This window comes from Allobosea sp. NPDC055332 (assembly GCF_053645455.1).
Genome location: NZ_JBSHMO010000001.1, coordinates 1,238,711 through 1,264,846 on the forward strand (window position 1 = coordinate 1,238,711; position 26,136 = coordinate 1,264,846).

At 65.5% G+C, this 26,136-nt stretch carries 26 protein-coding genes; 15 read left to right on the forward strand and 11 right to left on the reverse strand.

All coding sequences use genetic code 11. From position 1 onward, the window contains the following. Positions 1-26: 26 nt before the first annotated feature. Positions 27-1,340: an MFS transporter gene (locus ACWIGM_RS06380; RefSeq protein WP_454025056.1), complete on the forward strand. Its 1,314-nt coding sequence runs from the start codon at positions 27-29 to the stop codon at positions 1,338-1,340. On the opposite strand, the gene ACWIGM_RS06385 is transcribed toward ACWIGM_RS06380, so the two are convergent. Together ACWIGM_RS06385 and ACWIGM_RS06390 are read right to left on the reverse strand one after the other, a co-directional pair. Continuing rightward, a complete protein-coding gene (locus tag ACWIGM_RS06385) occupies positions 1,341-1,673 on the reverse strand; it encodes an NIPSNAP family protein (RefSeq protein WP_454025057.1) in 333 nt (110 codons plus the stop codon). Positions 1,674-1,675: 2 nt separating this feature from the next. Beyond that, the gene (locus ACWIGM_RS06390) at positions 1,676-2,860 is read right to left on the reverse strand and encodes a pyridoxal phosphate-dependent aminotransferase (RefSeq protein ID WP_454025058.1); all 1,185 of its coding nucleotides are present in this window, start codon (positions 2,858-2,860) and stop codon (positions 1,676-1,678) included. Positions 2,861-3,198: 338 nt separating this feature from the next. Here ACWIGM_RS06390 and ACWIGM_RS06395 point away from each other — a divergent pair, with 338 nt between their 5' ends. The 8 genes from ACWIGM_RS06395 (at position 3,199) to denD (ACWIGM_RS06430) (ending at position 10,261) form a co-directional block, all read left to right on the forward strand. Further along, positions 3,199-5,022 carry an IlvD/Edd family dehydratase gene (locus ACWIGM_RS06395; protein ID WP_454025059.1) on the forward strand — a complete coding sequence of 608 codons (1,824 nt, stop codon included), beginning with the start codon at positions 3,199-3,201 and terminating at the stop codon, positions 5,020-5,022. Between the two features lie 147 nt (positions 5,023-5,169). Then, positions 5,170-6,009, forward strand: a complete 840-nt coding sequence (locus ACWIGM_RS06400) for an isocitrate lyase/PEP mutase family protein (protein ID WP_454025060.1) — start codon at positions 5,170-5,172, stop codon at positions 6,007-6,009. Beyond that, positions 6,006-6,332 (forward strand): hypothetical protein, encoded by a 327-nt coding sequence (locus ACWIGM_RS06405; RefSeq protein ID WP_454025061.1) that lies wholly within the window; start codon positions 6,006-6,008, stop codon positions 6,330-6,332. The genes ACWIGM_RS06400 and ACWIGM_RS06405 overlap by 4 nt, the downstream gene beginning before the upstream one ends. After that, complete coding sequence (locus ACWIGM_RS06410) at positions 6,329-7,003, forward strand: GNAT family N-acetyltransferase (protein ID WP_454025062.1); 675 nt, start codon at positions 6,329-6,331, stop codon at positions 7,001-7,003. The genes ACWIGM_RS06405 and ACWIGM_RS06410 overlap by 4 nt, the downstream gene beginning before the upstream one ends. Before the next feature lies 1 nt (position 7,004). Next, a complete protein-coding gene (locus ACWIGM_RS06415) occupies positions 7,005-7,451 on the forward strand; it encodes a GNAT family N-acetyltransferase (protein WP_454025063.1) in 447 nt (148 codons plus the stop codon). 37 nt (positions 7,452-7,488) lie between these two features. After that, positions 7,489-8,235, forward strand: coding sequence for an SDR family oxidoreductase (locus ACWIGM_RS06420; protein ID WP_454025064.1), 747 nt, complete (start codon positions 7,489-7,491; stop codon positions 8,233-8,235). A gap of 19 nt (positions 8,236-8,254) precedes the next feature. Beyond that, entirely contained in the window at positions 8,255-9,247 is a 993-nt protein-coding gene (gene denD / locus ACWIGM_RS06425; RefSeq protein WP_454025065.1) for a D-erythronate dehydrogenase, read from the forward strand. Between the two features lie 30 nt (positions 9,248-9,277). Next, positions 9,278-10,261 (forward strand): D-erythronate dehydrogenase, encoded by a 984-nt coding sequence (gene denD, locus ACWIGM_RS06430; RefSeq protein WP_454025066.1) that lies wholly within the window; start codon positions 9,278-9,280, stop codon positions 10,259-10,261. Between the two features lie 149 nt (positions 10,262-10,410). Here denD (ACWIGM_RS06430) and ACWIGM_RS06435 read toward each other — a convergent pair whose 3' ends face one another. The 3 genes from ACWIGM_RS06435 to ACWIGM_RS06445 all read right to left on the reverse strand — a co-directional run bounded on the left by ACWIGM_RS06435 (position 10,411) and on the right by ACWIGM_RS06445 (position 13,133). Beyond that, complete coding sequence (locus tag ACWIGM_RS06435) at positions 10,411-11,235, reverse strand: AprI/Inh family metalloprotease inhibitor (RefSeq protein WP_454025067.1); 825 nt, start codon at positions 11,233-11,235, stop codon at positions 10,411-10,413. Further along, complete coding sequence (locus tag ACWIGM_RS06440; RefSeq protein WP_454025068.1) at positions 11,220-12,194, reverse strand: 2-hydroxyacid dehydrogenase; 975 nt, start codon at positions 12,192-12,194, stop codon at positions 11,220-11,222. Before ACWIGM_RS06440 ends, ACWIGM_RS06435 begins: the two co-directional genes overlap by 16 nt. 177 nt (positions 12,195-12,371) lie before the next feature. Beyond that, the gene (locus ACWIGM_RS06445; protein WP_454025069.1) at positions 12,372-13,133 is read right to left on the reverse strand and encodes a FadR/GntR family transcriptional regulator; all 762 of its coding nucleotides are present in this window, start codon (positions 13,131-13,133) and stop codon (positions 12,372-12,374) included. Between the two features lie 245 nt (positions 13,134-13,378). Between ACWIGM_RS06445 and ACWIGM_RS06450 the strand changes: the two genes are divergently transcribed. The 5 genes from ACWIGM_RS06450 (at position 13,379) to ACWIGM_RS06470 (ending at position 18,705) form a co-directional block, all read left to right on the forward strand. Then, positions 13,379-14,431, forward strand: coding sequence for an ABC transporter ATP-binding protein (locus ACWIGM_RS06450; protein ID WP_454025070.1), 1,053 nt, complete (start codon positions 13,379-13,381; stop codon positions 14,429-14,431). A gap of 113 nt (positions 14,432-14,544) precedes the next feature. Beyond that, on the forward strand, positions 14,545-15,852 hold the full coding sequence (locus ACWIGM_RS06455) for an ABC transporter substrate-binding protein (protein ID WP_454025071.1): 1,308 nt from the start codon (positions 14,545-14,547) through the stop codon (positions 15,850-15,852). A gap of 61 nt (positions 15,853-15,913) precedes the next feature. Then, positions 15,914-16,867 (forward strand): carbohydrate ABC transporter permease, encoded by a 954-nt coding sequence (locus ACWIGM_RS06460; protein WP_454025072.1) that lies wholly within the window; start codon positions 15,914-15,916, stop codon positions 16,865-16,867. Beyond that, the gene (locus ACWIGM_RS06465; RefSeq protein ID WP_454025073.1) at positions 16,860-17,765 is read left to right on the forward strand and encodes a carbohydrate ABC transporter permease; all 906 of its coding nucleotides are present in this window, start codon (positions 16,860-16,862) and stop codon (positions 17,763-17,765) included. The genes ACWIGM_RS06460 and ACWIGM_RS06465 overlap by 8 nt, the downstream gene beginning before the upstream one ends. Before the next feature lie 43 nt (positions 17,766-17,808). Next, positions 17,809-18,705 (forward strand): NAD(P)-dependent oxidoreductase, encoded by an 897-nt coding sequence (locus ACWIGM_RS06470; RefSeq protein ID WP_454025462.1) that lies wholly within the window; start codon positions 17,809-17,811, stop codon positions 18,703-18,705. A 109-nt stretch (positions 18,706-18,814) separates the two neighbouring features. Here the strand turns inward: ACWIGM_RS06470 and ACWIGM_RS06475 are convergent, their stop codons facing one another. Beyond that, on the reverse strand, positions 18,815-19,900 hold the full coding sequence (locus tag ACWIGM_RS06475; protein ID WP_454025074.1) for a LacI family DNA-binding transcriptional regulator: 1,086 nt from the start codon (positions 19,898-19,900) through the stop codon (positions 18,815-18,817). Positions 19,901-20,004: 104 nt separating this feature from the next. On the opposite strand from ACWIGM_RS06475, the gene ACWIGM_RS06480 reads away from it, so the two are divergent. Beyond that, on the forward strand, positions 20,005-20,907 hold the full coding sequence (locus tag ACWIGM_RS06480; protein ID WP_454025075.1) for an NAD(P)-dependent oxidoreductase: 903 nt from the start codon (positions 20,005-20,007) through the stop codon (positions 20,905-20,907). Between the two features lie 143 nt (positions 20,908-21,050). On the opposite strand, the gene ACWIGM_RS06485 is transcribed toward ACWIGM_RS06480, so the two are convergent. The 5 genes from ACWIGM_RS06485 to ACWIGM_RS06505 all read right to left on the reverse strand — a co-directional run bounded on the left by ACWIGM_RS06485 (position 21,051) and on the right by ACWIGM_RS06505 (position 25,989). After that, positions 21,051-21,968 (reverse strand): DMT family transporter, encoded by a 918-nt coding sequence (locus tag ACWIGM_RS06485; protein ID WP_454025076.1) that lies wholly within the window; start codon positions 21,966-21,968, stop codon positions 21,051-21,053. A gap of 111 nt (positions 21,969-22,079) precedes the next feature. Continuing rightward, positions 22,080-22,553, reverse strand: coding sequence for a MarR family winged helix-turn-helix transcriptional regulator (locus tag ACWIGM_RS06490; protein WP_137883517.1), 474 nt, complete (start codon positions 22,551-22,553; stop codon positions 22,080-22,082). 81 nt (positions 22,554-22,634) lie between these two features. Beyond that, positions 22,635-23,228, reverse strand: a complete 594-nt coding sequence (locus tag ACWIGM_RS06495; RefSeq protein WP_454025077.1) for an NAD(P)H-dependent oxidoreductase — start codon at positions 23,226-23,228, stop codon at positions 22,635-22,637. Positions 23,229-23,236: 8 nt separating this feature from the next. After that, positions 23,237-24,664 (reverse strand): FAD-binding oxidoreductase, encoded by a 1,428-nt coding sequence (locus tag ACWIGM_RS06500; protein WP_454025078.1) that lies wholly within the window; start codon positions 24,662-24,664, stop codon positions 23,237-23,239. After that, positions 24,661-25,989 carry a cytosine deaminase gene (locus ACWIGM_RS06505; RefSeq protein WP_454025079.1) on the reverse strand — a complete coding sequence of 443 codons (1,329 nt, stop codon included), beginning with the start codon at positions 25,987-25,989 and terminating at the stop codon, positions 24,661-24,663. The genes ACWIGM_RS06500 and ACWIGM_RS06505 overlap by 4 nt, the downstream gene beginning before the upstream one ends. Positions 25,990-26,136 lie beyond the last annotated feature (147 nt).

Here is a 26,136-nt window from a genome sequence, read left to right on the forward strand (position 1 = left end):
CGGCGCACCCGGCCATCCAATGCGGGATGCAATCATCATCCCCGCATTGGTCGACGCGCCTGCCGTTCTACTATGGCTGGATCGTCATCGGCATCGCCTTCGTCACCATGGCGATCGCCGTCAGCGCGCGCACGGCCTTCTCGCTGCTGCTGCCGCCGCTGATCGACGAGTTCGGCTGGGACCGCGGCCTCGCTTCCGGCGCGTTCTCTTTCGGCTTCCTGCTCTCGGCCGTGACCAGCACCTTCGTCGGCCGCGTCATGGACCGGCACGGTCCGCGCGTCGTCATCGAGATCGGCGTCGCGATGCTGGCGGCGGGCCTATTGATCGCGCCCGCGATCGGGGCCGCCTGGCACCTCTATCTGACGCTCGGCGTCCTCGTCGGCTGCGGCGCCAACCTGATGAGTTTTTCGGCGCAGTCGCTGTTCCTGCCGAACTGGTTCGTGCGCCGACGGGCTTTTGCGATCAGCATCGCCTTTTCCGGCGTCGGCGTCGGCGCGCTGCTGCTCCTGCCCTGGCTGCAATCGATCATCAGCCGGGATGGCTGGCGCGCCGCCTGCTGGATCATGGGCCTGCTCGTGCTTTTCCTGCTCGGCCCGCTCAACCTGCTGGTCCGCCGCAAGCCGCAGGATCTCGGCCTGCAGCCGGATGGTGAAACCGGCCCGGCCGGCGCCGTCGCCGCGCAGCGAAAGGCTGCCGTGGTCGATCCAGCCTGGGTCGCGATTGAATGGACGCTGGCGCGGGCGCTGCGCACGACGCGCTTCTGGTGGATCATGATCGGCTATTTCTGTGCCCTGATCGCCTGGTATGCGGTGCAGGTCCACCAGACCAAATACCTGATCGAAGTCGGCTTTTCCCCGCTCACCGCCGCCTGGGCGTTGGGGCTGGTCAGCGCCGTCGCCATCCCCGGCCAGATCGGCCTCGGCGCCCTGTCAGATCGCATCGGCCGCGAATGGATCTGGATGGCCGGCTGCCTCGGCTTCGCCATCTGCTATGCCGCGCTGATCGCGCTGGAGCATACGCCCTCACCCGTATTGCTCTATGTGATGGTGATCACGCAGGGCCTCCTAGGATATGCGATCACCTCGGTACTGGGCGCGATCGTCTTCGAGATTTTCGAAGGGCCGCATTTCGGCGCGATCTTCGGGACGGTCACGGTGGCGCTGCTCGGCGGCGGCGCAGCCGGCCCCTGGCTTGCTGGCATTATCCACGACGCCACCGGCAGCTACCGCCTCGCCTTCCTGCTGGTCATAGCCTGCTGCTTTGTCTCGGCGGCCGCGATCTGGCAGGCCGCTCCGCGCAAGGTCCGGCTGGTGCCGGGGCGCGTGAAGCCCTCCGGCTGATCAGGGCGCGCGCTTGACGCCCTGATCGTCCTCGAACACCGGCCGGAAGAAGCTGCGCTCATAGCTGATGATGAAGCGGTGCCTATCGTTCTCCGCGACGACCGCAAGGCATTCGGCATCCTTGGACGCGGCCTCGCGATAAGCCTCGTATGTGGCGAATGACGGGAAGCTGAACATCGCCAGTGCCACGTTGGAGGTCCCCTCCGACGGCATGAAATAGCCGTGATGCTTGCCGCCGAATCTTTCGACGAGCCTGATCCAGGCCTTGCCATAGGCCTCGAAGGCCGGGAGCTGGTAAGGGTCGACGATGTAGCGCAGATGGCAGGTAATCATGCTCAGGCAGCCTTCGCGTTCTTGAGGAACTCGCCCATCCGCCCAAGCGCCCGCTCGATATTCTCCAGCGAGTTGGCGTAGGAGAGCCGGATATAGCCTTCGCCATGGACACCGAAATCCGGCCCACCGATCGTGGCGACGCCGGCGTCCTCAAGCAGGGCCGAGGCCAGCTTCTTCGCCTTCCAACCGGTCTGCGAGACGTTCGGGAAGGCATAGAAAGCGCCCTTCGGCACGATGCAGGAGACGCCCGGCAGGGCATTCAGCCCGGCGACCACCGCCTGCCGACGCCGATCGAACTCCGCCAGCATCATCGCGACTGCATCCTGCGGCCCGGTCAGCGCAGCGAGCCCCGCCCATTGCGCCGGAGCGTTGACGCAGGAATGCGAATTCACCGCGAGCTTGCGGGCATTGTCGTAGAGCGGCTTCGGCCAAACCGAGAAGCCCATGCGCCAGCCGGTCATGGCATAGGTCTTCGACCAGCCATTGAGCAGGATCAGCCGGTCGCGGATCTCCGGGTAGCTCAACAGGCAGACATGCTTCTCGCCGTCATAGAGCATCTGGTCGTAGATCTCGTCCGACATGACCGCGACATCGGGGAACTTTGCGAGGCCTGCGACGAGCTTGTCGACTTCGGCCTTGGGCGTGACGCCGCCGGTGGGGTTCGCCGGCGAGTTGACGATCAGCAGCCGCGTCTTCGGCGTGATCAGCGCCAATGTCTCCTCGGCCGAGAAGGCAAAGCCGTTCTCCTCGCGGATCGGCACCGGCACCGGCGTCGCGCCGGTATATTCGATCATCGAGCGATAGATCGGGAAGCCGGGATCGGGATAGAGGATTTCGGCGCCGGGCTCGCCGAACATCAGGATCGCCATGAACATGGTGACCTTGCCGCCCGGCACGATCATCACCTCCTCAGGCGAGACATTGACCGAGAAGCGCTTGTGCAGATCGGCCGCCACAGCCTCGCGCAAAGGCAGGATGCCGTTCGCCGGGGTGTAGCCATGATGGCCGTCGCGCAGCGCCTTCACGGCGGCCTCGACGATATGCTCCGGCGTCGGGAAATCCGGCTGGCCGATGCCGAGATTGATGATGTCCTTGCCCTGGCGCTGCAATTCGGTGGCGCGGGCGAGCACGGCGAAGGCGTTCTCCTCACCGATGCGGCCAAAGGAAGGGACGACGTGCAGCGTCATGGCGATTTCCTCTTCGCTCGCGGCCGGTCTTGCGCCGCCGCGTGTCCAAATCTGTCTTGGCCGCAAAGCCGGCAGCCGCGCAAGCCCGCTTCTTGCGTCCCGGGCCGGACAGGGACGCATTTGGAACACTTGCAAACTGCGCCGCAGCGACCTTTGCTGGCAGCGGTGCCCACCAAGCGATTGGCACGGCGCCACAAGCTGCTGTATGCAGAATACAGCAGCTCCGGCAAGCGCCCTTGCCGATCCGCTTGCGACCGACATGACCTGTCGGTCAAATCGATTTAAAGACGATGCCGAAGCGGCGCGAAAGTCGCCCGGCCGCGAGAGGGAATGACGGGATGGCCAAGACGCCTAATGGGAAGAAGCCGGTGCGGAAGATCAAGCCGGAGCAGTTGCGCTCGAAAGCCTGGTTCGACAATCCCGCCAATGCCGACATGACCGCGCTCTATATCGAGCGCACCATGAATTTCGGCCTGTCGCGCGAGGAACTGCAGTCCGGCCGCCCGATCATCGGCATCGCCCAGACCGGTTCCGACATCGCCCCCTGCAACCGCCATCACCTCGAACTCGCCTCCCGCGTCCGCGACGGCATCCGCGAGATGGGCGGCGTGCCCTTCGAGTTCCCGATCCATCCGATCCAGGAGACCTGCAAGCGGCCGACCGCCTCGCTCGACCGCAACCTGCAATACCTCTCGCTGGTCGAGATCCTTTACGGCTATCCGATCGACGGCGTCGTGCTGACGACCGGCTGCGACAAGACCACGCCGGCCCAGATCATGGCGGCCGCGACGGTCGACATTCCGGCGATCGCCCTGCCCGGCGGGCCGATGCTGAACGGCTCCTTCCGCGGCGAGCGGACCGGCTCGGGCACGATCGTCTGGAAGGCGCGCCAGATGATGGCGGCCGGCGAGATCGACTATCGCGGCTTCGTCGATCTTGTTGCGTCGTCCGCGCCATCCGCGGGTCACTGCAACACCATGGGAACCGCCTCGACCATGAACGCGCTCGCCGAGGCGATGGGCATGACCCTGCCGGGCGCAGCCGCGATCCCGGCGCCCTATCGCGACCGCTACGAGATGGCCTATCTCACCGGCCGCCGCATCGTCGAGATGGTCTGGGAGAACCTGATCCCCTCGAAGATCCTGACGCGCGAGGCCTTCGAGAACACCATCGTCATCAATTCGGCGATCGGCGGCTCGACCAATGCGCCGGTCCACGTCAACGCCATCGCCAAGCATATCGGCGTCAAGCTCGACAACGAGGACTGGACCAAGATCGGCTACGACACGCCGCTGCTGGTCAACATGCAGCCGGCCGGCGAGTATCTCGGCGAAGATTACTACCGCGCCGGTGGCCTGCCCGCCGTGATCGCGGAGCTGCTCGAGAAGGGCAAGCTCAAGCCGGCGATCACCGCCAACGGCCGCACCCACGAGGAGAACTGCAAGGGCTTCTTCGCGATCAACCGCAACGTCATCAAGAGCTATGACGAGCCAATGAAGAAGGAGGCCGGGTTCCTAAATCTCTCCGGCAACCTGTTCGACTCGGCGATCATGAAGACCTCGGTGATCACGCCGGAATTCCGCAAGCGCTATCTCGAGAACCCGAAGGACCCGATGGCCTTCGAGGGCCGGGCGATCGTCTTCGACGGGCCGGAGGACTATCACCACCGCATCGACGATCCGGCGCTCGCCATCGACGAGCACTGTGTCCTGTTCATCCGCGGCGTCGGGCCGATCGGGTATCCCGGCGCAGCCGAGGTCGTGAACATGCGGCCACCGGATTACCTGATCAAGAAAGGCGTCACCGCGCTCGCCTGTGTCGGCGACGGCCGTCAGTCCGGCACCTCGGGCTCGCCCTCGATCCTCAACGCCTCGCCGGAAGCGGCGACTGGCGGCGGGCTCGCCTTGCTCAAGACCGGCGACAAGGTCCGCATCGATCTTAAGAAGCGCACGGCCAACATCCTGATCTCGGATGAGGAACTGGCGCAGCGCCGCACCGAGTTCAAGGCCAATGGCGGCTACAAGTATCCGAAGAGCCAGACGCCCTGGCAGGAGATCCAGCGCAAGATCGTCGGCGAACTCTCCGAGGGCATGGTGCTGAAGCCGGCGGTCAAGTACCAGAAGATCCACAAGAAGTTCGGCGTGCCGCGCGACAACCACTGACACGGCACAGGTCCGGCGGCAGAACTCCTGCCGCCGGCCATTCCCGCCGCGCATCGCGCCTCGCCGGCAGATGCGTGGGAGCGGGGCTGACAAATCGGCTCAGGGACGACAGTATGACGCCCCTGAGCTCATTTGAAACGATTTAAAATGACTTACAGCCCGCAAGTCGACGCGTTTCGCAAACTTCACGAATCCGGCTGCTTCGTCATGCCGAACCCTTGGGATGAGGGCTCGGCCCGCTGGCTGCGTGGTCAGGGCTTCAAGGCGCTGGCCTCGACCAGCGCCGGCTTCGCCTTCACGAAAGGACGCGCCGACCAGGACGTGCCGCGCGACATGATGCTGGCCCATCTCGCCGAGCTGGTGAAGGTGGTACCCGATCTGCCGATCAACGCCGATTTCGAGAACGGCTATGCCGACACGCCCGACGGCGTCGCCGCCAACGTCAAGCTCTGCATCGCGACAGGCGTCGCCGGCCTCTCGATCGAGGATGCTACCGGGCGCGAGGACGAGCCGCTCTACCCATTCGAGCTCGCCCTCGAGCGCGTCAAGGCGGCGCGCCGCGCCGTCGATGAGACCGGCTCCGGCGTATTGCTGACAGCCCGGGCCGAAGCTTTCCTCACCGGCCATCCCAAGCCACTGCAAGAAGCAGTCAAGCGCATCACCGCCTTCGCCGATGCCGGAGCCGATGTCCTCTATGCACCGGGGGTCAAGACGCCGGACGAGATCCGCGCGATCGTCTCGGCCGCGGGCGGCAAGCCGATCAACGTGGTGGCCTTCGCTGATTTCGGACTGTCCGTGTCCGACTTCGAGGCGCTGGGCGTGCGCCGCCTCTCGACAGGTTCGGCCTCGGCGCGCTCGGCCTGGGCCGGCTTCGTCGAGTCGACGCGGATGATCAAGGAGGAAGGCAGCTTCCGCGGCTTTTCCGGCAATGCGCCGAGCCGGCAGATCGATCCCTTCTTCACAGAAGATCTCAAGGCGCGCTCGTGAGCGGGCAGCTTCTCATCGCACCGGAATGGCTCGGCAAGAGCGGGCTCTGGCAAATCGACGCCAAAGGCAAGCGCAAGCCGGTCGACGCCGACGACATCGGCCTGTCGGACGAGCTCGCCGACCGGCTGGAAAGCTGGATGGACACCTTCGACGCGATCTATGACGAGGCGAACGAAGCTGCCTCCGACTTCACCAGTGAAACCGACCGCGCCGCCTGGGAGACCGAGGGCGCGGCACTCGCCGCCGCCATCGCCGCCGAGCTCGGCCCGGACTGGCAGATCGGCCACGACTTCACCGCCTGGCGCAGGACGATCAAGGCATGACGACGTTGAATTGGACGCCCCGTTCCTTCCCACCGGCCAAGGTGCTGCAGGGCCGCTATTGCCGGCTGGAGCCGCTCGATCCGGCCCGCCATCTCGACGATATCTGGCAGGCCATGGACGGCCACCCATCCGTCTGGGATTGGCTGCCCGCGACGCTTCCGCCGAGCCGAGAGGCCTATCGCGAACTGCTGACGACGATGGCAAGTAAGGCCGGCATTATCCCCTTCGCCGTGATCGACGAGGCCGATGGCAAGGCCAAGGGCCATCTCTGGATGATGGAAATCAGGCCCGAGCACGGCGTCTTCGAAGTCGGTTGGATCACCTATTCCCCGTCGCTGCAGCGCACCCGCATGGCGACGGAAGCGGTCTATCTCGTCGGCGAATACGGCTTCTCGCTCGGCTATCGCCGCTATGAGTGGAAGTGCAACAATCGCAACGAGCCCTCCAAGCGCGCCGCTTTGCGCTTCGGCTTCCAGTACGAAGGCCTCTTCCGCCAGCATCAGGTGGTCAAGGGCGAGAACCGCGACACCGCCTGGTTCTCGATCCTCGACAGCGAGTGGCCCAAGGTCGGACAAGCCTTCCGCAACTGGCTCGCGCCGGAGAACTTCGACGCGCGGGGTCAGCAGAAGACCTCGCTGGGCGACTTCATGAAAACCGCCGGAGCCGCCTGACATGGCCCTGCGGCGCGCCTCGACGGACGATATCCCGGCGATCGTCGCGCTGACTGAGGCCGCTTATCTGCCCAATGAGAGCATCATCGGCGTGCCCTCGCTGCCACGCATCGCCGACTATCATCAGGTGCTGGCGGAGCACGAAGTCTGGCTCGCCGAAAGCGACGGGGCGCTCGACGGCGTCCTCGTGCTCGAGGAGGAACCGGCAAAGTTCACGCTCTGGAGCATCGCCGTCTCGCCCGCCGCCACAGGCCGAAAAATCGGCTCGCAATTGATGGACTTCACCGAGGAGCGGGCCAGGGCGCTCGGCCACGACGCGGTGCATCTCTACACCCACGTCAAGCTCGCCGACCGCATCGGCTGGTATGAGCGGCTCGGCTACCGGACCACCCATTACGAGGATCTGCCGGATCGCCGGCTGATCCATATGCGCAAGAGCCTTAGGTAACCAGCCTCCGATAATCGGAAAAAAGGGAAGAAACGAGATGGCAGGACGTTTGAAGGGCAAGGTCGCGGTCGTCACCGCCGCCGGACAGGGCATCGGCCGGGCGATCGCCGAGGCTTTCGTCGCCGAGGGCGCGACCGTCTGGGCGACCGACAAGGACGTCGCCTTGCTCGACGGCATCCCGAAGGCGAAGAAGCGCAAGCTCGACGTGCTCTCGACCAAGGCGGTCGAGGCCTTCGCCGAGAAGGTCGGCCCGATCGACATCCTCGTCAACGCCGCCGGCTTCGTCCATCACGGCACCGTGCTCGACTGCGACGACAAGGCCTGGGAGTTCTCCTTCGACCTCAACGTCAAGTCGATGCACCGCACGATCAAGGCCTTCGTCCCCGGCATGCTCGCCGCCGGCAAGGGCTCGATCGTCAACATCGCCTCGGGCGCCGGCTCGGTACGCGGCATCCCGAACCGCTATGTCTACGGCGCCACCAAGGCGGCGGTGATCGGCCTGACGAAGGCGGTCGCGGCCGACTTCATCAAGAAGGGCATCCGCGCCAACGCGGTCTGCCCCGGCACGATCCAGTCGCCCTCGCTCGACCAACGTATCGTCGACCTCGCCAAGGCGACCAAGACGAGCGAGGCGGCCGCCCGCCAGGCCTTCATCGACCGCCAGCCCATGGGCCGGCTCGGCACCGCCGAGGAGATCGCCATGCTCACGGTCTATCTCGCTTCTGACGAGGCGAGCTACAGCACCGGCCAGATCTATCTCGCCGATGGCGGCTTCGCGCTCTGAATAGCGCAGGAGAAGCGCCATGCACGTCCTGATCAGCGGCGCCGCCGGCATGATCGGCTCGCGGCTCGCCGCGCGCATCGCCCGCGAGGGCGCCTGCGCCGGCAAGCCGCTCACGCGGTTGACGCTGACCGACGTCGTGGCGCCGCCGCGGCCGGCCGGCTTCGACGGGCCGATCGCGGCCCGCACCGAGGATTCGAGTTCGGCTGCAGTGGCGGCCGAGCTCGCAGCCCTGCGGCCCGACATCATCTTCCACCTCGCCGCGATCATCTCCGGCGAGGCGGAGCGCGATTTCGATAAGGGCTACCGCATCAATCTCGACGGCATGCGCAATCTGCTGGATGCGATCCGGCAGGAGAGCGCACGCAACGGCGCCTACGTGCCCAAGCTCGTCTTCTCCTCGTCGAGTGGCATCTTCGGCGCGCCCTTCCCGCCGGCGATCTCCGACGAATTCCACGTCACGCCGCTGACCAGCTACGGCGCGCAAAAGGCGATCGGCGAACTCCTGCTCGCCGACTACAGCCGCCGAGGCTTCGTCGACGGCGTCGGCATCCGCTTCCCCTCGATCGTGATCCGGCCAGGCAAGCCCAACGCTTCAGCCGGCGGCTTCTTCTCCGGCATCATCCGTGAGCCCTTGCAGGGCCAGGAGGCGCTGCTGCCGGTCGAGGATAGCGTCATCTTCACCCATGCCTCGCCGCGCTCCGCCGTCGGCTTCCTGCTGCACGGGGCGTCGCTGAGCCGCGAGCAGCTCGGCCCGCGCATCAACCTCAGCATGCCCGGCGTCTGCGTCACTGTCGGCGAGCAGATCGAGGCGCTGCGCCGCATCGCCGGCGACAAAGCGGTGAAGCTGATCCGGCGCGCGCCCGACAAGGCCGCCGCCGACATCGTCAAGGGCTGGCCGACCCGCTTCGACGCGAAGCGCGCACTGTCGCTCGGCTTCAAGGCCGAACGGGATTTCGACGAGATCATCCGCGTCCATATCGAGGACGATCTCGGCGGCCGCCTCCCCAACTGAACGTCAAGAAGCGAAAGATCGGACAAAGACATGCATATCCTCGTCATCGGCGGCGCCGGCATGGTCGGCCGCAAGTTCATCGAGCGCCTGGCGCGCGACGGCGGCCTCGGCGGCAAGGCGATCGACAAGGTGACGGCGCAGGACGTTTTCCCGGCCTCGGCGCCGGCAAACGCGCCCTTCGCCTTCGAGTCGCTGACCTCCGATCTGTCGCAGCCCGGCGAAGCCGAGAAGCTGATCGCCTCGCGCCCCGAGCTGATCGTCCACCTCGCGGCGATCGTCTCCGGCGAGGCCGAGGCCGATTTCGACAAGGGCTACCGCATCAATCTCGACGGCACGCGCTATCTCTTCGACGCGATCCGCCTCACCGGCGACGGCTACAAGCCGCGGGTGATCTTCACATCCTCGATCGCCGTCTTCGGCGCGCCCTTCCACGACAAGATCGAGGACGAGTTCTTCACCACGCCGCTGACCAGCTACGGCACACAGAAGGCGATCGGCGAGCTCCTGCTCAGCGACTACTCCCGCCGCGGCTTCTTCGATGGTGTCGGTATCCGCCTGCCGACGATCTGCGTGCGGCCAGGCGCGCCGAACAAGGCCGCCTCCGGCTTCTTCTCCAACATCATCCGCGAGCCGCTCAACGGCCAGGACGCCGTGCTGCCGGTCTCCGACCAGGTCCGCCACTGGCACGCCTCGCCGCGCTCGGCCGTCGGCTTCCTCGTCCATGCCGCGACGATGGATACCAATGCGATCGGCCCGCGCCGCGCCCTGACCATGCCCGGCTATTCCGCCACCGTCGCCGAGCAGATCGAGGCTTTGCGCAAGGTCGCCGGCGAGAACGTGGTCAAGCGCATCAAGCGCGTGCCCGATCCCGTGATCGACGCCATCGTCGCCGGCTGGCCGCGCAATTTCGATGCGAAGCGCGCCCCTGCGCTCGGCTTCAAGGCGGAATCGAGCTTCGAGGAGATCATCCGCGCCCATATCGACGACGAGCTCGGCGGGACGTTCGTCGCGTGATCGCGTAAGCGCGATACAACTCCACCGTCATGCTCGCCCTTGCGGCGAGCATCCACGTCTTGAACACCGCATTGCAGGAAGGAAGACGTGGGTGGTCGGGACAAGCCCGACCATGACGGAGAAGGCGTCGATCCGAAACGCGGCTCGCTTTAGGGTAGCTTCTTCAGCATCAGCGGCGCGCCGACCGCCGGATCCTTGCGCCACTGCCCGCCCTCGAAGACCAACTCGATCTTGTGGCCCTTACGGGCGATCAATTCGAGCCGGCCCGCCTCATAGCGCCAGGCGATAGGCGAAAAGATCGTCAGCCCGGTATCGGGGCAGAGCCCATCGAAGCTCGTCGTGAAGGCGCCGGCATTGCCGGAGGGGCTGGTCGAGAGCACGAGCTTGCAGATGTCGCGCCCCGCCTGCCGCATCACCGCATAACGGCCGGGTACACTCCCCGCCGCTGGTGCGGTTGCCGGATCGACCGCCGTCGGGCGTGCTGCTGCCGTCGCCGCGAGCTCCGCTCGGCCCGGCGTCGGACGCTGTGCCGCTCGCACATACCCCGCCGGATCGAGCCCATATTGTGCGCCGTCGCCGCCCTTTCCCCGGCGCCCGGGATCGGCCTTCTCCTCGAAGGAGACGACGGCTTTCCCCGCGCCATCGAGCAGGCGCGGCGCGCCGCCCGACACATCCCAGGCAACGACATCGTCCAGGATCGGCAGGGCCCGCCTGCAGGTCGCCGGGAAGCGTACCTGCCGGCCTTTTCCCGCGGCCTCGGCGCCGAAGGTCACGGTACATTTTCGCGACGCGCCGAGTTTCTCGATGTCCCAGGCACCGATGAACGGCTTCAGCGCCTCGGGCGCCTGTTCGGCGCCCCGCGGAAGCGGCACCGTCTGCGCTCCGGCCGGCAAAATCGGCAGCAGCGCCAGAACGGCGACCGCTGCGCCTTGCCGCATCCGGCTCATTCCCATCGTGATCAGGCTTTTTTCCATGGCGTCTCGACAACCGGCGTCAAAGGACCCTTGCCATCGAACCATGAAACCAGATTGTCGACCAGAAGCTGGCCCATCTGTTCGCGCGTGTGCACCGATGCCGAACCGACATGCGGCAGCAGCACGACATGATCCATCGCGATCAGCTCGGCCGGCACGCGCGGCTCATCCTCGAAGACGTCGAGGCCGGCGGAGAGGATCGTCTTGGACTTCAGCGCCTCGATCAGCGCCTGCTCGTCGACCACCGTGCCGCGGCCGACATTGACGACGATGCCGTTCGTCCCGAGTGCCTTCAGCACCTCGGCATTGATGATGTGATAGGTCGAATCGCCGCCCGGTGCGACCGAGACTAGCGTGTCGACATCCCCGGCCATCTCGACCAGCGAAGGATAATAGCGGTAGGCGACATCGGCCTGGCGCGAGCGGCCGTGATAGGCGATCGGCACGTCGAAGGCTTCGAGCCGGCGCGCCACGGCCTTGCCGATCCGGCCGAGGCCGACGATGCCGATCTTGCGCTTGCGCAGCGAGGTGGTGAGCGGATAGGCGCCCTGCAGCCACTTGCCGGCGCGCAGATAGCGGTCGACCTGCGGCAACTGGCGCACGGTCGAGAGCAGGAGGCCGATGGCGAGATCGGCGACCTCATCGGTCAGCACATCAGGCGTATTGGTGACGATGAGGCCGCGCTTGCCGGCGGCCTTGGCATCGACATTGTCGTAACCGACGCCGAAATTCGAGACGACTTCCAGCTTGGGAAGCGCATCGAACAGCGCGTCGTCGATGCGCACATGCGCCCCGCCGCCGGCGACGCCACGGACGCGATCCTTCACGGCGGCCAGCGCCGCCGGGCGATCCTGCTCCTTCCAGAGTTCGTGCACGGTGAAGCGCGCCTTCAGCTGGTCGGCGGCATAGGCCATCAGCGGCCCGGTCATGATGATCTCGATCTTGTTCTGCGCGGTCATGGCCCTGCTTTCGTGGAACGCCTGCTGGCTTGATTTCAAATTCTTAAAACGATTAAATCAACCTAGCTGCTCAAGCGCCGACAGGGAATTCCCGGGTGCGCAAGCAGGGGCTGCTTGTGGAGCCGGTTATGACATCCCGGCTCGGCTGTCGATTCAGCCCGATATAGTATGACTTAATCACGCGCTTTTCGCCGCTTCCGCCTGCGCTCGCGCCGCGAGCAGACCCAAAGTGCTGTTCAGACTGTCGATCACCAGCCCGCTCATCCGCGCTGCGGCGAGGTCGCCATCGCGCTGCACGATCGCATCGAGAACGCGCTCGTGATCGATCAATGAAGCCGTGAAGAAGAACTGGTCGTCCGGAGCCTTGAGAAACAGCGACCACTGGATCGTCGCGCAGACGGCAGGCGCGAGGCATTGCAGCGGAGGGTTGCGGGTGGCCGCGAAGATCGCCTCGTGGAAGGCGAGATCGGCATTGACGGTCGGCTCGGCATAGGGCGGGTTCTCGGCCATGCCGCGAAAGGCCGCCTCGATCCGGCGCAGGTCGGCAGCCTCGCGCCGCTGCGCCGCCAGCCGTGCTGCGCTCGGCTCGACGAAAAGCCGAAGCTCGAACAGATCTCGGATGAATTTCTCATTCGGGTCGGCCTTGAAATGCCAGGCCAGCACATCCGGGTCGAGCAGGTTCCAGGCTTCTCGCGGCGCCACCCGCGTACCACTTTTCGGCTTGGCCTCGACCAACCCCTTGCCGCTCAGGAACTTGACCGCCTCGCGATAGGCAGTACGGGAGACCGAAATCTCGTCCTTCAGATCGTCCTCGTTTGGCAGCAATGCGCCGGCCGGCGACGCTCCGGTGATGATCGCGACCGCGAGCCTCTGCGCTACCTGGCCGAAGAGTCGGTCTGGATTGAGCCTCGTCGCGCGTGCATGGACATGGAGCTGCATCGAACCGCGCTTTTTCCTCCGTGATCGGCGGCTTCGGAGAGGTCATCCCGCGGCCTGCCCGGCGCTTGACACGCCCGTTTCTATCGTATGACTTTATCCGGGAACGAGGTTGACGCAACAGGCAGCTCGCCTGGATTGCGTGACCTCGTATCGATCGGTCGTCAGAAACCGATATCTGCAGCGCCGCCGGCGGGGATTGTGTCAGGCACCCCGGGGCAAACCAAAGTGCGGGAGAAACAACCAAGATGGCATCCGTCCAGATCGCCGACGTGCGCAAGGCCTATGGCTCGACGCAGGTCATCCACGGCGTCGACATCGACATCAACGATGGCGAGTTCGTCATTCTCGTCGGCCCCTCGGGCTGCGGAAAATCGACCCTGCTGCGCATGATCGCCGGCCTCGAGAACATCTCGGGCGGCGAGATCCGGATCGGCCCGCGCGTCGTCAACGACGTGCCGCCGAAAGAGCGCGACATCGCCATGGTGTTCCAGAACTATGCGCTCTATCCGCATATGACGGTGGCCGACAACATGGCCTTCTCGATGAAGCTGCGGAAGGCGCCGAAAGCCGAGATCGACGAGCGCGTCAGCAAGGCCGCCGGCATTCTCGGCCTCACCAATCTGCTCGACCGCTTTCCGCGCCAGCTTTCGGGCGGCCAGCGGCAGCGCGTCGCGATGGGCCGCGCCATCGTGCGCGATCCGCAGGTCTTCCTGTTCGACGAACCGCTCTCGAACCTCGACGCCAAGCTGCGCGTGCAGATGCGCACCGAGATCAAGGAACTGCACCAGCGCCTCAAGACCACCACGGTCTACGTCACCCACGACCAGATCGAGGCCATGACCATGGCCGACAAGATCGTCGTGATGCATGACGGCATCGTCGAGCAGATGGGCGCGCCGCTCGATCTTTACGACAACCCCGCCAACCTCTTCGTCGCCGCCTTCATCGGCTCGCCGTCGATGAACCTGCTGAAGGGCACGATCCGCGCCAACGGCTTCGAGACCGAAGGTGGCGTGATCTGGCCGATCGGCAAGCACCCCACCGATTCGAACGACCGGGCAGCCGTGCTCGGCATCCGCCCCGAACATCTCATTCTCGACCCCGCCGGCCTGCCGGCCGAGGTCGTGGTCATCGAGCCGATGGGTTCGGAAACGCAGGTCGTCGTCCGCTGCGGCGGCCAGGACCTGACCTGCATCTTCCGCGAGCGCATCACCGCCAGGCCCGGCGAAACCATCAATATCCGGCCCGATACCTCGGTGACCCATCTCTTCGACGCCGCGACGAGCAAGCGTATCTGAACTCCCGCGGAGGGCCGCACGGGGAACACCCCGGCGGCCCGGCACCCGTACTGCCTACAATATCCGACGAGGCTCCCATGCAGGGCCTCGCGACAACCCGGAGGAGACAAGCGATGAGCATTTCCAGACGTGACGTATTGATTGGCGGCGCGGGTCTCGCCGCCGGCGCCACCCTTGCCGCACCGTCGATCGCCCAGACCGCCAATATCGAGAAGGGCGCGACGCTGCGCGTGCTGCGTCCGACCAAGTTCGTCGACCCCGACCAGACGATCTTCAACGAGAACACCGAAGCCTTCACCAAGGCGACCGGCGTCCAGGTCCGTGTCGACTATGCCAGCTGGGAGGATCTGCGCCCGCAGACCGCCGTCACCGCCAATACCGGCGCCGGCCCCGACGTCGTCGTCGGCTGGGCCGACGATCCGCACATCTTCGCCGACAAGCTGATCGACCTGACACAGGTCGCCGAAGATCTCGGCAAGAAATATGGTGGCTGGTACCCTGTCGCCGAGAAATACGGCAAGAAGGACAAGACCAATACCTGGATCTCGATCCCGATGGGCGGCTCCGGCGGCCCGGCGGTCTATCGCGAATCCTGGGTCAAGGAAGCGGGCTTCGACAAGTTCCCGACCGATCATGCCGGCTTCCTAGACCTCTGCCGCAAGCTCAAGGCCAAGGGCCATCCGCCCGGCTTCGCTCTGGGCAACGCCGTCGGCGACGGCAACTCGTTCTGCAACTGGCTGGTCTGGTCGCATGGCGGCTACATGGTCGACGAGAACAACAAGGTCGCGATCAACAGCAAGGAGACGATCGAGGCGTTGAAATACGCCAAGGCGCTCTACGAGACCTTCATCCCCGGCACGCTGTCCTGGCTCGACATCAGCAACAACAAGGCGCTGACCGCCGGTGAAATCGGCCTGACCCAGAACGGCGTCTCGCTCTATTTCTCGATCAAGAACTCGAAGGACGAGAAGACCGCGGAGATCGGCAAGGATCTCAACCATGCACCGATGCCGGTCGGCGCCGGTGTCGGGCGGCCGACCGAGACGGCGCTGGTGATCAACGCCATGGTGTTCAAGCACACCAAGTTCCCGAACGCGGCCAAGGAATACCTCCGCTTCATGATGGAGAAAGAACAGTACGACAAGTGGCTGACCGGCTGCTTCGGCTACTGGACGCAGCCGCTGAAGGGCTATGCGAAGAGCAAGGTCTGGGAAGGCGATCCCAAGATCCTGGTCTACCGCGACACCTGGGAGCGGGCTCTCTGGAGCGGCTACAAGGGCGCGATCACCGAGGCTGCCGGCACCGTCAACGCCGAATATGTCATGGTCCAGATGGTCGCTTCCGTCTGCGCCGGCCAGGCGACGCCCGAGCAGGCGGCCGCTGAAGCCGAGCGCCGCGCCAAGCGCTACTACCGCACCTGATCCGTAGACACCGCGCCGCCGGTTTGTCCGGCGGCGCGGCTCCATCACGGGATAAAGCGCCATGACGATTGCGGCGGAGGCCCGGCCCAGACCCCAGCTCGAACAGAGCTGGCTGGTCAGGCTGTTCGACTACAAGCCATTCCTGATCTTCATCTGCCTGCTGCCGGCACTCGGCCTGCTTTTGGTCTTCCTGAGCTATCCGCTCGGCCTCGGCGTCTGGCTCGCCTTCACCGATACGCGCATCGGTCGCAGCGGCATCTTCATCGGCTTCGAGAATTTCGAGTCGCTCTGGCACGACCCGGTCTTCATGACCTCGGTCTGGAACACGCTGCTCTATACGGGCGTCGCGACGGTCGGAAAATTCGGGCTCGGCCTCTGGCTCGCACTCCTGCTCAACAACCACCTGCCGTTCAAGTCGCTGCTGCGCGCGCTGATCCTGGTGCCATGGATCGTGCCGACCGTGCTCTCGGCGATCGCCTTCTGGTGGATCTATGATCCGCAGTTCTCGATCATCTCTTATGTGCTGGTCGACGTGCTGGGCTGGCGCGACACCTATATCGACTTCCTCGGCTCGCCCTGGCCGGCGCGCTGGTCGCTGATCGCCGCCAATGTCTGGCGCGGCATCCCCTTCGTTGCGATCTCGCTGCTCGCCGGTCTGCAGACAATCTCGCCGACGCTCTACGAAGCGGCGATGCTCGACGGCGCCAATGCCTGGCAGCGCTTCCGGCATGTCACCCTGCCGATGCTGATGCCGATCCTGGCGATCGTGCTGACCTTCTCGGTGCTGTTCACCTTCACCGACTTCCAGCTGGTCTATGCCATCACTCGCGGCGGCCCGATCAACTCGACCCATCTGATGGCCACCCTCGCCTTCCAGCGCGGCATCCCCGGCGGCCAGCTCGGCGAGGGCGCGGCGATCGCGGTGGCGATGATCCCCTTCCTCGTGATGGCGACGCTGTTCAGCTACTTCGCGCTCGCCCGCCGCAAATGGCAGCAGGGAGAAGACAATGACTGACCAGGCTGCCCCTGCCCCGCGCCCGCATCTCGTCGACGAGGAGCGGACCGGAGTGATCGACTGGTCCTCGGGACCACGCCGCTTCATCACGCTCTATCTGCCGCTCTCGCTCTTCGTGATCGTGCTGCTCTTTCCGTTCTACTGGATGGCGATCACGGCGATCAAACCGAATGGCGAATTGCTCGACTACAAGAACAACAACCCGTTCTGGGTGAAGTCGCCGACGCTGGACAACATCAACAAGCTGCTGTTCCAGACCGACTACCCGCAATGGCTGCTGACGACGATGACGGTCGCGACCGTCGCGACGGCGCTTTCGCTCTTCGCCAGCGTGCTCGCCGCCTATGCGATCCAGCGCCTGAAGTTCAAGGGCTCGCAATATGTCGGCCTCGCCATCTACCTGGCCTATCTTGTGCCGCCCTCGATCCTGTTCATCCCGCTGGCGACACTGATCTTCCAGTTCGGGCTGTACGACTCGCAGCTCGCGCTGATCCTGACCTACCCGACCTTCCTGATCCCGTTCTGCACCTGGCTCCTGATCGGCTACTTCAAGTCGATCCCCTACGAGCTCGAGGAATGCGCCATGATCGACGGCGCGACCCGTCTGCAGACACTCTGGAAGATCACCCTGCCACTGGCGCTGCCCGGGCTGATCTCGGCCGGCATCTTCGCCTTCACGCTGTCCTGGAACGAGTTCATCTACGCGCTCGCCTTCATCCAGTCGGCCGAGAAAAAAACCGTGCCGGTCGCGGTGCTGACCCAGCTGGTCGAGGGCGACGTCTACCATTGGGGTTCGCTGATGGCCGGCGCGCTGCTCGGCTCGATCCCGGTCGCGATCCTCTATTCGTTCTTCGTCGACTACTACGTCGCCTCGATGACGGGTGCGGTAAAGGAGTAACTCCCGGCGGGCGGCTGGGCCGCCCGCCTTCCAACCAAGGCAAATATCCGTGACTTCCATCGCCTTCGTCGGTCTCGGCGCCATGGGCGCGCCGATGGCCGAGAATCTCGTCAAACGCCAGTTCCGCGTCACCGGTTTCGATATGCGCGAGAGTGCTCGCGCCGCGCTCATAGCGGCCGGCGGCCAGGCCGCCGAAAGCGCCGCCGCAGCGGCTGAAGGAGCCGAGACGCTCGTCCTGATGGTGGTGAACGCCGCACAGGCCCGCTCGGTCCTGTTCGAGGCCAGTGCGCTCGATGCGCTGGCTCCGGGCGCCACCGTCATCCTGATGGCGACCTGCCCGCCCGGCGAGATCGAGGCCATCGCCGACGCCGTGACGAAGACCGGCCGGCATTTCGTCGATGCGCCGGTCTCGGGCGGCGTGAAGGGCGCGCAGGGCGGCACGCTGACCATCATGGTCGGTACCCCCACGGAGAGCTTCGCCAAGGCCAAGCCCGTGCTCGACGCCATGGGCGACAAGGTCTTCCATGTCGGCGAGAAACCGGGTCAGGGTGCGACGGTGAAGACCGTCAACCAGCTTCTCTGCGGCGTCCATATCGCGGTCGCGGCAGAGGCGCTCTCGCTGGCGCAGAAGGCCGGCATCGACGGCACCCTGCTGTTCGAGATCATGGGCGGCTCGGCCGCCTCGTCCTGGATGCTGAGGGATCGCGGCCCGCGCATGCTCGAAGACGAGCCGCCGGTCGCCAGCGCCGTCGACATCTTCGTCAAGGACCTCGGCATCGTTCTCGATGCCGGCCGCGCCGCCAAGGCGGCCCTGCCGCTCGCCGCGGCCGCGCACCAGATGTTCCTCGCCGCCTCGGGCCTCGGCCATGGCGGGCGCGACGACTCGCATGTGGTGCGCGCCTATCGGGCGCTTAACCGCAAGCCGGACAATGATGCCTGAGCCAAAGCATTTTCGAGCGAAGTGGGCACCGGTTCGCGTGAAGAAAATGCGTCAAAACAAAAGTCCGGGACATCTCCGTGCTTCGGAGAAGCCCGGACATGTCCCAGCCTCAATGCCGCGCCTTCGGCGGCGCCGTCGTCCCGCGCACGACCAGCTCCGGCGTCAGCAGCGCACGCTCCGGCGGCGCCGACGGGTCGGCGATCCGGCGGAGCAGCATCTCTGCCGACTTGCGCCCCATATCGTCCTGGAAGTTCTTCAGCGTCGTCAGGGCCGGGTACCATTGCGACGCTTCCTGGACATCGTCGCAGCCGATGATCGAGAAGTCCGCGCCGGCCTCCATTCCGCGATGGCGCAGGCCGAGCATCGCGCCGAAGGCGGTGAGATCGTTGAAGCAGACCGCGGCGGTCGGCGGGTTTGCGGCGTCGAGCACCTTCTGGACGCCCTTCAGCCCGTTCTCGCGCGTGCCATAGGCCGAGTAGACGATCGAAGGATCGAGCGGCAGGCCGTGCTTGGCCAGCGTCTCGCAATAGCCGCGATAGCGGTTGCGACCGGTCGAGATCAGCGGGCTTTCGCCAAGGAAGGCGATGCGGCGATGGCCGAGGCCGAGCAGATGCTCGACCGCGAGCACGGTGCCATGCCGGTCGTCCGAGCCGACGAAGTCGAGCCCGATGCCGGGAATCTCGCGCGAGAGCTGCACCAGCGGCACCTGTGCCGCCATCAGATGCTGCAGCGTCTCGGCCGTGGTGCCGCCGGCCGGGCAGATGATCATGCCGTCGGGGCGATATTCCTTGAGCGTGTTGAGGACGCGGTCCTGCCGCTCGAGATTCTCGGCATAGGTGCCGAGCAGGATCGAGCGACCATGCGCCGTCGCCGTCTCCTCGATCGCAGCAAGCAACTCGGCGAAATACGGGTTGGTGATGTCGTGGAAGCCGACGCCGAGGATATTGGTCCGGTCGGTGCGCAACGATGCCGCGCTGCGGTTGTAGCTGTAGCCCATTTCTCGGGCGATCTGCTGTACGCGCAGGCGCGTGCCGTCGGCCACCAGTGGGCTCTCGCGCAAAGCGAGCGAGACTGTCGCAGTCGAGACCTCCAGCCGATCGGCGATGATCTGCAAGGTAACGCGGCCCCGGCCACCGGGTCTTACACCCGCCTTCCCTGCCCCCGAGGGATCGCGCGAGTGTCCATCATTCGCCATCAATCGCTTCTCCTGAAGCCTCGAAGCCGATGCATTCAACCAGTTCTTGGCCAAATCGTTCCGCATTGCCTTTTTCCATCTCATAGAATTCGGAGAAACTGAAGATGAGCGCGACTAAAGAATCGATCGGCTTCATCGGTGTCGGTTACATGGGCCAGGGCATGGCGAGCTGTATTCTCGCCAGAGGCTTCCCTCTCACCGTCATGGGCCATCGCAACCGCAAGCCGGTCGAGGAATTGAAGGCGGCGGGCGCCGCGGAAGCCGCCACGCCCAGGGAGCTCGCCGGGAAGGCCAGCATCATCTTCCTCTGCGTCACCGGATCGCCGCAGGTCGAGCAGGTCGTCAACGGCCCCGACGGCATCGCCGCCGGCGCCAGGCCCGGCACGATCATCGTCGACTGCTCGACCTCCGACCCGGTCTCCACGATCGCTCTGGCGGAACGGCTCTCTGCCATCGGCCTGCACCTCTGCGACGCCCCGCTGGGTGGAACCCCCGCCCAGGCGAAGCTCGGTCAACTCTCGACGATGATTGGCGCCGACAGCGCGGTTTTCGAGCGCATCCGCCCGGTCTGCGAGGCCTGGGCCCAGAAGATCGTCCATCTCGGCCCGGTCGGCGACGGGCACAAGATGAAGCTGCTCAACAACTTCCTCTCGCTCGGCTACGGCGCGATCTATGCCGAGGCGCTCACTCTGGCGCAGAAGGTCGGCATCTCCCCGCAGACCTTCGACAGCGTCATCACGGGCGGGCGCATGGAATGCGGCTTCTACCAGACCTTCATGAAGTACGTGCTGGAGCGCGACCGCGACGCCCACAAGTTCACGCTCTCCAACGCCCTCAAGGACGTCCGCTATCTGGAGAGCCTGGCCAACGCCGCCGGCGTCCCCAACCCGGTCGGCGGCGCGGTCAAGAACGTCTATGCGGCGGCCGTCGCGAGCGGCAAGGGCGAGGACTATGTGCCGATGCTCTCTGACTTCGTCGCCGCCCAGAGCAAGGTCACGCTCGGCTGACACCCGTGCGCGTTCCATAGCAAGACACGCCCGGACCACAACTGTGCCGAACGGGGCCGCCGATAGCCAGTTGCGGTGCAAAACCGTCATCATGGCCTCCATCCACGGGTGGAGGCTTCAAGAGCGGTGCCAGCCGAGCCGGATCAATCGAGCCGGGCCGAGCCCTCGGGCACATGCCGGATGCGCTCGCGATAGAGCAGGTAGAGCCCCGACGCGATCACGATCGCGGCGCCGATGAAGGTGAAACGGTCAGGGATCTGGCCGAAGACGAACCAGCCGAGCAGGATCATCCAGACGATCTGGGAATAGATGAACGGCGCCAGGATCGTCGCCGGCGCGCGCTGATGCGCCAGGATCAGGAGCCAGTGGCCAAGCGCGCCAAAGAAGCCGGTGCCGCACATCAAGAGCCAGCTCTGCCAGTCCGCCGGCCATAACCAGTACAGCGGCAGCAACGGCAGCATGATTACCACCCCGCCGATGCCGGAATAGAACATCGTCGTCTGTGGCGAGTCGCTCGAGGCCAGCATGCGCGTCGACAGGCTGTAGAAGGCATAGCAGAAGCAGCCGCAGACGCTGAGCAAGGCCGCTGGATGCAGGCCGCCCAGTCCCGGCCGCGTCACCACCAGCACGCCGAGGAAGCCGACGCCGATCGCGATCAGCCGGCGCGGCCCGGCCCACTCTCCGAGCAATGGCCCGGCCAGCAGCGCGACCAGCAGCGGCGCAGCGAACATGATCGAGACGGTTTCGGCGAGCTGCAGATATTGCAGCGCCACGAAGTTGAGCGCGGTCGAGCCGAGCAGCAGCAATGAGCGAAAGCCCTGCAGCCAGGGCCGCTTGGTCCGGGTAATGCCGGGATGGCTCCAGGGATTGAGCAGGAGCGAGACCAGGGCGACACTGATCACGTAGCGCGCCAGTACGACCTGCATAGGGTGCATCGTCCCGCCCAGCCATTTTGCGCAGCTGTCGAGCAGGGAAAAGCAGATGATCGCCCCGCTCATCAGGGCGATGGCAGTCAGGCGTGTCCGGCGCGTATCCGGAAGCGGAGCGGGAGCGGCCGACAAGGCTGAGCGTCTCGTCATGCTCTGGAGGAATGACGAGACATCAATGAACCGATTTAAGGCTTGAAACCAGCCTTCCAGCGCATGCGAGTCATGCTGCCGACGCGCCTGATCTCAGGCGGCGTCTTCGGCCTCGTCATCGACCTCGTCGACGTCGGCGCCAGCCTTGGACAGTCCCTTCGACGCCTTGCGCAGCAACTTGCGCAATTGCTTGCGCTCCTTGGCGTCGAGCTTTTCGAGCAGCTCTTCCTCGACCTGGTTCCAGACCGCATCGAGCGCGGCCGCGGTCTTGTGGCCGTTCTCGGTCAGCGCCACCTGCACCAACCGGCCATCGCGGCCGCCGCCCTCGCGGGTGACGAGGCCCTGCAAGGAGAGCCGGCCGATGGTCTTGGAAACAGTTGGCGGCTTGACCCGCAAAAGGGTCGCAAGCTCGCCCATCGTCATCGGCGCGCCCTGCAAGGATTTCAGCGCTTGTTCCTGGCCCGGGAAGAGCCCGAGCGCGTTGAGGCGCTCGCCCATCCGTGCCCTGTGAAGCCGCGCCGTTACGAGCAGGGCACGGCCGACGCTTTTTTCGAGGGACTTGGTCATGAGCCGGCCCTTGGAAAAGGTTGCGGATACTTTTCGCCGGCTGTGCAATCGCCCGCCTTCATGACAGGCCGATGACAATTGTCAGACAGGCTTTTGAATCCGTGCGATTTCCTGTTCAACCCTGACGAGAAAGGCTGCCCGGCTCTGCGGCGTCGAGCGATTCATGTCGTAGTGCGCCAGGTAAGAGACCTGCGCCGCCGGATGGCACACGGCCCGCAATCCACGCTTGATCTGCCGACGCGGCGGATCGCCCATCAGGAAGGTGCGCCAGCGCGAGCCGCCATAGGTCGTCACCGTCGTCAGCCGGCGAATATTCCAGAGATTAGGACGGATCGAGCCGTCGACCAGCTTGAACGAGACACCTGGCAGGAAGACGCGATCGAAATAGCCCTTCATGATCGCCGGATAGCCATAATTCCAGACCGGGAAGCACAGGAACAGCGCCTCAGCCCCCAACAGGCGCTCGACATAGCCGGCTACTGAATTTCGGTTACTGGAAAGATCATGATAGCCGACGCGCTCCTCGCGGCTCAGCACCGGATCGAAGCCCTCGGCATAGAGATCGCAATCGTCGACTTCGTGCCCGGCGCAGCGCAGTGCCGAGACGAGCGTCTCATGCACCGCCGCCCCGAAGCTCTTGGGATCGGGATGGGCATAGAGGACGAGTGCGCGCATCGCTGAGCTCAGGCGCCGACGCCGGCTTCGCCGAGCGCCTTAAACAGGAAGGTCTTGCCCGAGCGGTAGTCGTAGTTCGGGTCTTCCCAGGCGATCATCTTGCCGGGGTTGAGCAGCCCCTGCGGATCGGCCTCGCGCTTGAAGGCGAGCTGAACCTCGTCGGTCTGCTTCATCCCGCCCTCTTCCAGCGTGTAGCGATGCGGGTTGAAGATCGGCGCGCCCATCTCCTCATGGATCGCCATGATCTCCTCCAGCCGCTCCTCGCTGGTGAAGCGCACCAGCGGCAGGCCGAAGCAGGTGATCTTGCCGTCGAAGCGGACGAATTCGAGATGGCAGGTGACCTCGTCCCCGAAGCGGGTATGGATCTTGTCGACCAGCTCGACCTGGTTGGGGAACGGATAGAGCACCTGCAGATAGGTGATCGAGGGATCGACGCGCAGAGCCCGCAGGGTGGTGTGGTTCCAGCCGAGCTCGAAGGTCGGTGGCAGGCCCTTGGCCTCCTCCGCCGTCAGTCTGTCGGAGCGCATCAGCAATTGCGAGCCGCCGAAGCGGCGGGCGAAGGCGAGCATCGATTCGACCGCGAAATCGGCGACCATCACCATCACGCAATGGCTGTCGCGCGGCAGGAACTTCCGGTGGCGCAGGAAATAGTCGTGCGGCGCGGGCGCGGCGACCACAGCGAGGTTCTTCAGCGCCAGCCCATCCTGCTCGCCGAGCGCATTGGCGAATTCGGCGGCGGCGCGCAAATCGCCAAAACCGAGGATGACGTCGACCCACGCATAGGCCGGGCCGAGCGGCATCTCGACCTCAGTGATGATACCGTTGGTGCCGTAGGCATGGGCGACCTTGTGCAGGTCCTCGCCCTGGAGCTCGAGGATACGCGGCGTGCCCTCCATCGTCGCGACGCGCAGCGAGATGATGTTGCCCCAGTCGCGCAGGCCGCCCCATTTGATCGAGCCGACGCCGCCCGAGCCGCCGGCGATGAAGCCGCCGACCGAAGCGGTGTGATAGGTCGACGGATGCAACCTGATCTCCTGACGCGAATGAGCCCGCGTCTCCTGGTCGATCTTGGCCAGCACGGCGCCGGGCTCGGCGACATAGCGCCCGGCCTCGATGCTCGTCACCTTGTTGAAACCGGAAAGGTCGAGAACGACGCCGCCCGAGAGCGGCATGGCCTGGCCGTAATTGCCGGTGCCGGTGCCGCGCGGTGTCACCGGGATGCCGAGCGCATGCGCCGCCGAGAGCGTCTCCAGCACCTGCGCCTCGCTGGTCGGCGAGACGATAATGTCGGCGACGACATGGTCGAGCTGGCGCTTCAGCTTCGGCGAGTACCAGAAGAAGTCGCGGCTCTTCTGCTTGACCAGCGCCGGATTGTCCTCGGTGCGGATGCCGTTCAGGCGGCGCTTCAGGGCGTCGATATCGTAGCGTGCGGTCATGCGGAGCGGCTCATGAGGTGATCGAGTTCGCGGTAATCGGGCAAGATGCGGTCGATGGTGCGGCCATCGACCAGAACGGTCCGGTCGGCCTGCGGCCGGGCGAAGAATTCGGTCCAGTCGCGGGCGCGGGTTAGGATCAGGTCGGCAGGGCCGCCAGGCACGAGACGGCCAGCACTGGAAAGCCCCATCAGCTCGGCCGGCGTCGTCGCAACCGCCCTCGCCCAGTCCCGGTCGGAATGGTCGAGCTGGAGGATGCGGGTGCCCTCGCGCAGCGTCTCGACGAGGTCGAGATCGCCATAGGCGTAGAACGGGTCGCGGGTGTTGTCGGAGGCGATCGCCACCGGCACGCCGGCCGCCTTGAGCTCGTGCAGCGCCGTGACACCGCGCCAACGCGGCGTGCGACCGCGCTGGCGGTCTTGCAGATACATGTTGCACATCGGCAGCGAGACCACGGCGATGCCGGCTTCGCGCACCTTCCCGATGATCCGCGCCTCGTCCTGCGGCTGCTGCAGCGAGAGCGAGCAGCAATGCCCGGCCAGGATCCTGCCCTCGAAGCGATAACGCAGCGCCGCATCGGCGATGTGCTCGAGCGAGCGCGCCGCCGGGTCGTTGGTCTCGTCGACATGGAAGTCGAGATCGAAGCCATGCTCGATCGCGGTCCGGAACAGTGTGTCGAGCGCGGCGTCGAGCTCCGGCACCATATAGGTTACGGCCCCGAGCAGCCTGTCGCCATGATCGGTCACGGCCTGCGTGATCGCCTGCATATGCGCGGGGTCGGCGACCGCATCGATGCCGAACAAGGGCGAAGCCTGCAGCGCGATCCGCCCGGCCCATTCCGCGCGCAGTTCGGCATAGACTGGCCAGGAGATGCCGATCTGCTTGCCGAGCGAGTCAAGATGGGTGCGGATCGCCGCTGTGCCATGGGCATAGGCGCAGCGCAGGCCGAATTCCATGCGTGCCCGCACGTCGCCAGCCGACCAGTTCGCCTCGCGATCGGCCGCGACCGCGCTGAGCGCGCCCATGAAGCTGCCGTCGGGATTGGGCCGGCGCGGCCAGATATGGCCCTTGTCGAGATGGGTATGAACGTCAACCAGCCGCGGCAGCACGATACCGCCGTCGAGGTCGAGCTCGGGCGTGCCATTGAGGGCCAGTGTGCCCGCCGGCAGGATCGAGATGATGGCGCCGTCCGCGACGGCAATGTCGAGTAGCGCCAGGCCGTCGCGGTCACTCGCCAGGCTGCCGGCCTCGACCAGGCAGGCGGGCGCCCTGGCATTGCGCAGCACATAGCTGCCGGAGGCCGGGATTGCCGCAAAACCGGTGGTCACGTCGCTGTCTCTCCTACCGGCCGCTGCTGCACCTTGGTCGATACAGGCCGACTCGGACGAGAACAAGCAAGCGCGACGCAGATCGGCAAGGCGGCGTCGCATCCATACTTGCCGCCCGCCCGGTGATCGCGCATGAGGACCGCTCGA

Excerpts from the sequence above, each read along its gene's own strand:
- ACWIGM_RS06380 (WP_454025056.1), top strand. The coding sequence starts at position 27 with ATGCAATCATCATCCCCGCATTGGTCGACGCGCCTGCCGTTCTACTAT.
- ACWIGM_RS06385 (WP_454025057.1), bottom strand. The coding sequence starts at position 1,673 with ATGATTACCTGCCATCTGCGCTACATCGTCGACCCTTACCAGCTCCCG.
- ACWIGM_RS06390 (WP_454025058.1), bottom strand. The coding sequence starts at position 2,860 with ATGACGCTGCACGTCGTCCCTTCCTTTGGCCGCATCGGTGAGGAGAAC.
- ACWIGM_RS06395 (WP_454025059.1), top strand. The coding sequence starts at position 3,199 with ATGGCCAAGACGCCTAATGGGAAGAAGCCGGTGCGGAAGATCAAGCCG.
- ACWIGM_RS06400 (WP_454025060.1), top strand. The coding sequence starts at position 5,170 with ATGACTTACAGCCCGCAAGTCGACGCGTTTCGCAAACTTCACGAATCC.
- ACWIGM_RS06410 (WP_454025062.1), top strand. The coding sequence starts at position 6,329 with ATGACGACGTTGAATTGGACGCCCCGTTCCTTCCCACCGGCCAAGGTG.
- ACWIGM_RS06415 (WP_454025063.1), top strand. The coding sequence starts at position 7,005 with ATGGCCCTGCGGCGCGCCTCGACGGACGATATCCCGGCGATCGTCGCG.
- ACWIGM_RS06420 (WP_454025064.1), top strand. The coding sequence starts at position 7,489 with ATGGCAGGACGTTTGAAGGGCAAGGTCGCGGTCGTCACCGCCGCCGGA.
- denD (WP_454025065.1), top strand. The coding sequence starts at position 8,255 with ATGCACGTCCTGATCAGCGGCGCCGCCGGCATGATCGGCTCGCGGCTC.
- denD (WP_454025066.1), top strand. The coding sequence starts at position 9,278 with ATGCATATCCTCGTCATCGGCGGCGCCGGCATGGTCGGCCGCAAGTTC.
- ACWIGM_RS06435 (WP_454025067.1), bottom strand. The coding sequence starts at position 11,235 with ATGGAAAAAAGCCTGATCACGATGGGAATGAGCCGGATGCGGCAAGGC.
- ACWIGM_RS06440 (WP_454025068.1), bottom strand. The coding sequence starts at position 12,194 with ATGACCGCGCAGAACAAGATCGAGATCATCATGACCGGGCCGCTGATG.
- ACWIGM_RS06445 (WP_454025069.1), bottom strand. The coding sequence starts at position 13,133 with ATGCAGCTCCATGTCCATGCACGCGCGACGAGGCTCAATCCAGACCGA.
- ACWIGM_RS06450 (WP_454025070.1), top strand. The coding sequence starts at position 13,379 with ATGGCATCCGTCCAGATCGCCGACGTGCGCAAGGCCTATGGCTCGACG.
- ACWIGM_RS06455 (WP_454025071.1), top strand. The coding sequence starts at position 14,545 with ATGAGCATTTCCAGACGTGACGTATTGATTGGCGGCGCGGGTCTCGCC.
- ACWIGM_RS06460 (WP_454025072.1), top strand. The coding sequence starts at position 15,914 with ATGACGATTGCGGCGGAGGCCCGGCCCAGACCCCAGCTCGAACAGAGC.
- ACWIGM_RS06465 (WP_454025073.1), top strand. The coding sequence starts at position 16,860 with ATGACTGACCAGGCTGCCCCTGCCCCGCGCCCGCATCTCGTCGACGAG.
- ACWIGM_RS06475 (WP_454025074.1), bottom strand. The coding sequence starts at position 19,900 with ATGGCGAATGATGGACACTCGCGCGATCCCTCGGGGGCAGGGAAGGCG.
- ACWIGM_RS06480 (WP_454025075.1), top strand. The coding sequence starts at position 20,005 with ATGAGCGCGACTAAAGAATCGATCGGCTTCATCGGTGTCGGTTACATG.
- ACWIGM_RS06490 (WP_137883517.1), bottom strand. The coding sequence starts at position 22,553 with ATGACCAAGTCCCTCGAAAAAAGCGTCGGCCGTGCCCTGCTCGTAACG.
- ACWIGM_RS06495 (WP_454025077.1), bottom strand. The coding sequence starts at position 23,228 with ATGCGCGCACTCGTCCTCTATGCCCATCCCGATCCCAAGAGCTTCGGG.
- ACWIGM_RS06500 (WP_454025078.1), bottom strand. The coding sequence starts at position 24,664 with ATGACCGCACGCTACGATATCGACGCCCTGAAGCGCCGCCTGAACGGC.